Origin of the sequence: Subsaximicrobium wynnwilliamsii (assembly GCF_007997225.1) — a bacterium.
GTDB lineage: Bacteria > Bacteroidota > Bacteroidia > Flavobacteriales > Flavobacteriaceae > Psychroserpens > Psychroserpens wynnwilliamsii.
In genome coordinates, this window is record NZ_VORM01000062.1 from 1 (window position 1) to 4,849 (window position 4,849).

Annotated in this window: 6 protein-coding genes; all 6 read right to left on the reverse strand. The window is 31.6% G+C overall.

Features of this window, described 5'->3' with window-relative positions; all coding sequences use genetic code 11:
* Positions 1-257: 257 nt before the first annotated feature.
* Positions 258-863, reverse strand: a complete 606-nt coding sequence (locus tag ESY88_RS20310) for an outer membrane beta-barrel protein (RefSeq protein WP_147088516.1) — start codon at positions 861-863, stop codon at positions 258-260.
* A 10-nt stretch (positions 864-873) separates the two neighbouring features.
* Positions 874-1,383, reverse strand: a complete 510-nt coding sequence (locus ESY88_RS20315; RefSeq protein WP_147088517.1) for a hypothetical protein — start codon at positions 1,381-1,383, stop codon at positions 874-876.
* 229 nt (positions 1,384-1,612) lie between these two features.
* Complete coding sequence (locus tag ESY88_RS20320; protein ID WP_147088518.1) at positions 1,613-2,473, reverse strand: exonuclease domain-containing protein; 861 nt, start codon at positions 2,471-2,473, stop codon at positions 1,613-1,615.
* Positions 2,474-2,643: 170 nt separating this feature from the next.
* Entirely contained in the window at positions 2,644-3,354 is a 711-nt protein-coding gene (locus tag ESY88_RS20325; protein ID WP_147088519.1) for a hypothetical protein, read from the reverse strand.
* A gap of 164 nt (positions 3,355-3,518) precedes the next feature.
* Entirely contained in the window at positions 3,519-4,700 is a 1,182-nt protein-coding gene (locus ESY88_RS20330) for a retropepsin-like aspartic protease (protein ID WP_147088520.1), read from the reverse strand.
* Positions 4,690-4,849, reverse strand: a 160-nt coding sequence (locus ESY88_RS20335) for a transposase (RefSeq protein ID WP_147089840.1), incomplete at its 5' end; no start/stop codon positions are given. The genes ESY88_RS20335 and ESY88_RS20330, both read right to left, overlap by 11 nt.

Below are 4,849 nucleotides of genomic sequence, written 5' to 3' on the forward strand. Positions count from 1 at the left end.
TTGTAATTCCGTTTTTCATTTATGGGACTGGTTAGAAATCGAAGAAAATTCCGCGACCGTAAAAAGAAAAGCTTTTTTGGGTTTCGATTGTCTAGTTATGAGTGAATTCCGCCATTTTTTACAACGCCCTTGAGTATGATTAGTTGCGCGTCTCAAGCGCTAATTTAGCAAATAAAATTGGAACTCCATGACTTCGAGATTATTCCAAAGAAGCATTGCCCCAAGCAATTAATTATACGCGATGTTGTAAACAGTTTTTAATTGAATTTATAACCAACAGATAACTGTATAATAGTATTATTCAATTTAAACTCATCTGAATTCGGTGTGTTCTCAACTACTACTAAAGAAGCAAAACCTTGCTGAACATTTAACTCCGTAAATAAATTCTTGAAATTATAACCAATACCTAAATTAATACCGTAATCGATTTTACTTTCGATATCTCCAAAATCCAAATTGTACCTTTCCTCATATAGAACAAATCCAGCATAAGGTCCTGCCAAAATATAAGGTTGTCTAAAAATTTTAAATTGCATAGGGAAATTCAAATAGTTTAGTTTATACTGAAAATAAACTGCTGTAACAAAATCGTCAACATCATTAACATCTTCAGCTCTCGATTTTGTGGTTCCTTGCTGAGAATAAACAATCCGTGGACTGAAAATGACTTTCTCTGATATTTCTATGTCATAACTCAAACCAAAATTCAAGCCGATTCCATTTGAAGAACCTTGAGTAGGGAAATTATTAGCATCCGTTAAATTAATATGATTTATGCCAGCAAAAACACCAAAGTTTTTTTGAGCATTTGATGTGTAAAAGCACAAAAATGAGATTGTGTAAAATAAAAGTCTTTTCATTTAATTTTTTTTAGTTGATTTTCTCATATTCAAATAGTCTTATGTATTCATCTTCTATATTTCCACTTTCATCAAATTCCTGAATAGTAGCTTTGAGAGCGAGATTCATACTATTATTTGAGAAATTTGTATCATCAAATTCTAAATTGAGATTGAATGAATCTGCATCTGTATAAATGACTGTTCCAGAAATTTTGTAGTTTCCGTTTGCTAATAATTCCCATTGACCATTGTTTACAGTTTGTATAATATTAACACAATCTCCATTTGATTCTTCAATGAATGAAGTCCAATTATAAGCTCCATTTAAACTAAATGTTTCTCGGCTTTCCTGTAAACAATCAGAAGGTGTTTGCTGAAAGCTTTGGTTGCCATTCAAGTCGAAATATGTTTCGTTAATAATTTTCCATTGACCAACGATCGGGTCATTTTCAGAATGGTTGTTGTTATCATCTTCTGATGAACAAGAAAAAAATAAAATTCCGATTACAATTCCAATAAATAGATTCAGTTTTTTCATTCGTAAATTTGATTTTAATTGTTTACAACGTCTCGGCTATGGTTAGTACGGGAATTAAAAGTAGTGAACTTTCGATTAAGCACTTAGCCAAAACTTTTTTATTTTGTTTTATCTTTTTATTTCTAAAGCCAAATCAAAAAGATTTGGCGGATTTCCTTAAAAACTCTAAACTTTGGGTTAAGCACCAAAACCCGTATTAATTATAGCCATTGTTGTAAACTGTGCTTTCTCAATCGTTTGTTATAGCACTAAAATCATTTTCGGACAAAATCCTTATTCCAATTCCTTTATTTATTAATTCCTCCGCTTTTCTGTGCTTTGAACTTTTTGCATATCCAGCAAGTTTTGTCGTGTCTTGAATTCCGACAACTAACATTGTTGTTTTTTTGGTAATTGAATTCGAAACATTACAACCTAATTCAGATGCAATTTTCCCAGCTTCGGCTCTTGGTATCATCAAAGCTCCCGTAAAAACAATATTCTCTCCGTAAAGTAGTCCTTCTGGATTACCGTCTAATTTTATTGTCGTTGAACCATTTGCATAAATGTTAATTGGTCTTTTTACTCTACCAAACCAATCTTCTAAAGTCATTTCGCTTTTCTCAAATGCCTTTAACATCACTTTTCCAGTTGCGATTGCATCTTGAAGAGCATTATGATGTTCAAATTCAATATCCAAATGGTCAGCAATATTGGCAAGTCCAAAACCTTTGTAAGCAAACTCTTCCCAAGTCCGTCTGACAATTTTAGCCGAGTCAAGCCAATTAATTTCTATTAAATCCAATTCGGCAAGTTCACACGCTCGATTGATAGCAATTCTGTCAAAAGGCATATGATGTCCCACTATTTTATTTTCCAAAATGTTTTTTAACTTTGGATAGATTTCTTCGAAAGTCGGTGAGCCTTTGACCATTTTTTCCGTAATTCCATGAATGGAAATGTTCATTCCGTCAAAGTAATCATCTGGGTCGATTAGCGATTCCCATTTTTCGGTCAGTTCTCCGTTTTCAAATTTTGCAAGTCCGATTTGGCAAATACTTGAATAGTCCGCATTCGCTGTCTCAACATCTAAAACGTAAAATTCATTCATTGGTTCGTAGTTTTTTTTGCATTGTTTACAACGATTATGTGTATGATTAGTGGCGTGTTTAAGCACCTAATTTAGTAAATATAAACTGAATAGAAAATCTGCGAGGATTTTCGTAAGTAGGCGAGAACCAAGCAATTAATTATACACGGTGTTGCCCACAGTACTTTCATTTAGTTTCTCATTTCCGATATTAGTTGTCTAGTCGCATTTCGTGTAAACTCAATTAATTTATCTTCTTCAACAGCTTCGTAAGATTCAATTGTTCTTTCATCAAGTTCTCTTTTCGTAAGTCGCTTTGCAGGTCGAGTTTCGCAACCATCGACACACGGAACATAATTAAATTTATAAATCCCAGCAAATTCGTTAGTCTCAATCATAATTACTTTGAACTCAATTGTAGCACCATAAAAGATTTTAGTAGCCAACATTGAGGAAGTTTTCTCTTTACCGTTTTCGTCGGAATAAGTATTTGTCTGATAAATAATACTTCTATCCAAGTTTGTCAATTCAATGATTAAATCGGTATCGGATTTTTGTTTTAAGTTTTCATAATTAGTATTGTTATCAGAATTCGTAACAATCTTTTCAAATAATTGTCTGTCTCTAACTATAAAACCACTTTTTAAAAGTTCGCTTTCGATTGTATTATACAAGTAATTATTTTGCTCTTTTTCAGTTACGTTATCACTATTTAGTCTTGCGCTTGTTCGCAAAACAATTTTCGGTTTCGGATTAGTTGAAAGATATTCTTTTAAAGAAGGTGTTGTTGTGATTTCGTCATTTTTTGGACTGAACTTTACAGTTCTAACAGTAGAAAGTGGTGTTCCGCAAGCGAATGTTAAAAGTGCAATTCCAATTCCGATAAGTAATGTTTTTCTCATTGTTTGTTTTTATGGTTGATGATTTTCTCGTATTGTGGGCAACGTTTATGTGTATGGACCGTTGCGTGTCTCACACACGAACCAATCCAAATATAGACAAACTTTTGAGCATTCCCATAATATTCCAAAAAAAGCACAGACCCAGCAATGGTCTATACACGGTGTTAGCGGTAGTTTTTATTCACGATTAATGCTTTTTTTTCCCCGTCTTTTTGTAATATTATCAAATCTAATTTTTCATTATTTTTAAAAATATTTTTTTCAGTTATTAGGTCGCAAAAATCAGAATTCAAAAGGCTTCTTCCATTAATCTCTAAAATTTGGTCGCCAAATTTAATCTTATCTTTTAAATCGTCAGCCCAAACTAAACCTATTACAAATTTATCATCTATAATTGTTGGAATAAATCCAAATGTTTTTTCTCTTAAATCTACAATATTTTCGAATGGTTCGTAATAAAAGCGTTTATTCAAAAAATCAATTGTTACGTTGCCATAGAGCAAAATTTCTGAACCTATCCTTGAATTATTGTCACTTGTTGTTACTACTGTTATTTCATTAAATATAGCTTTGTTTATTTCTATTTTTGGTACAATTAGTTGATAATATGTATTTTCATTTTCTGAACCAAAAAGTCCTGTTCCTTGACTACCTTTTGTTTCGGCATCAATTTTGAAAATATCATCTTTTTGAAAAATTTCTAAATGACCATTTGCCATAGTATAAAAACCGCTCATACCTGTGTCAACATAAACTTGGTCGTTTGCTATTCCATTTGAATTTAATTCTATCCAAACGTAAGGCGTACTTTGTATATCAGGAAATTCAATCTCTGTAGAGTTTTTTCTTTTTAACGATAGTTTTTTCTTGTCATCAGTTAGCTTAATCAACTTTTCTTTTGGCAAAATTTGAATAATGGAATTTCGGAGTAAATTACTACCAATTAATCCATCAATCTTAAAACAATCAAATATAAGGTTTGTTTCGGTTTTGCTAACTAATGAAGGAATGTTGAAATAAGAAATACCACTAATTTTAATAAGCGGGATAGTAACTAAATCTAAACTATCCTTTTTGTTGTTGGCATCAGTTATTGGAATCGTTTGTTTAAAGTTTGTAGTTATTTTTTTGTTGAGATTTGTTGTAATTAAGTTTGGCGCACCTGTGTCTAACAAAAATCTATAAATCTGACCTTCAATTTCAACAGGAATTATAATTTTTTCGTTTATCCATTCGTACCTAAATTCAGTATAAAAGTCTTTTTGGTTTGTTCCAGAATTGAATTCTTGTCCAAAACCTAAATAGGATATGAAGATAATTAAATTGTATATCCGTTTAGTGTCCATTAGCTGTAATGCTTGCTATTACTAGTCTATCAAAGATTCGCTCACCAAAATATCTTCGATTTAACTTGTAAACAAACTCGTTTAGATAAAGTTGCAGATATTTTTTCTTGATTTTATGGTACGTTCCTGTAAAATTCCGTTTAGCATTA

Coding starts and splice junctions, on each gene's coding strand:
- ESY88_RS20310 (WP_147088516.1), bottom strand. CDS start 863: ATGAAAAGACTTTTATTTTACACAATCTCATTTTTGTGCTTTTACACA.
- ESY88_RS20325 (WP_147088519.1), bottom strand. CDS start 3,354: ATGAGAAAAACATTACTTATCGGAATTGGAATTGCACTTTTAACATTC.
- ESY88_RS20330 (WP_147088520.1), bottom strand. CDS start 4,700: ATGGACACTAAACGGATATACAATTTAATTATCTTCATATCCTATTTA.
- ESY88_RS20315 (WP_147088517.1), bottom strand. CDS start 1,383: ATGAAAAAACTGAATCTATTTATTGGAATTGTAATCGGAATTTTATTT.
- ESY88_RS20320 (WP_147088518.1), bottom strand. CDS start 2,473: ATGAATGAATTTTACGTTTTAGATGTTGAGACAGCGAATGCGGACTAT.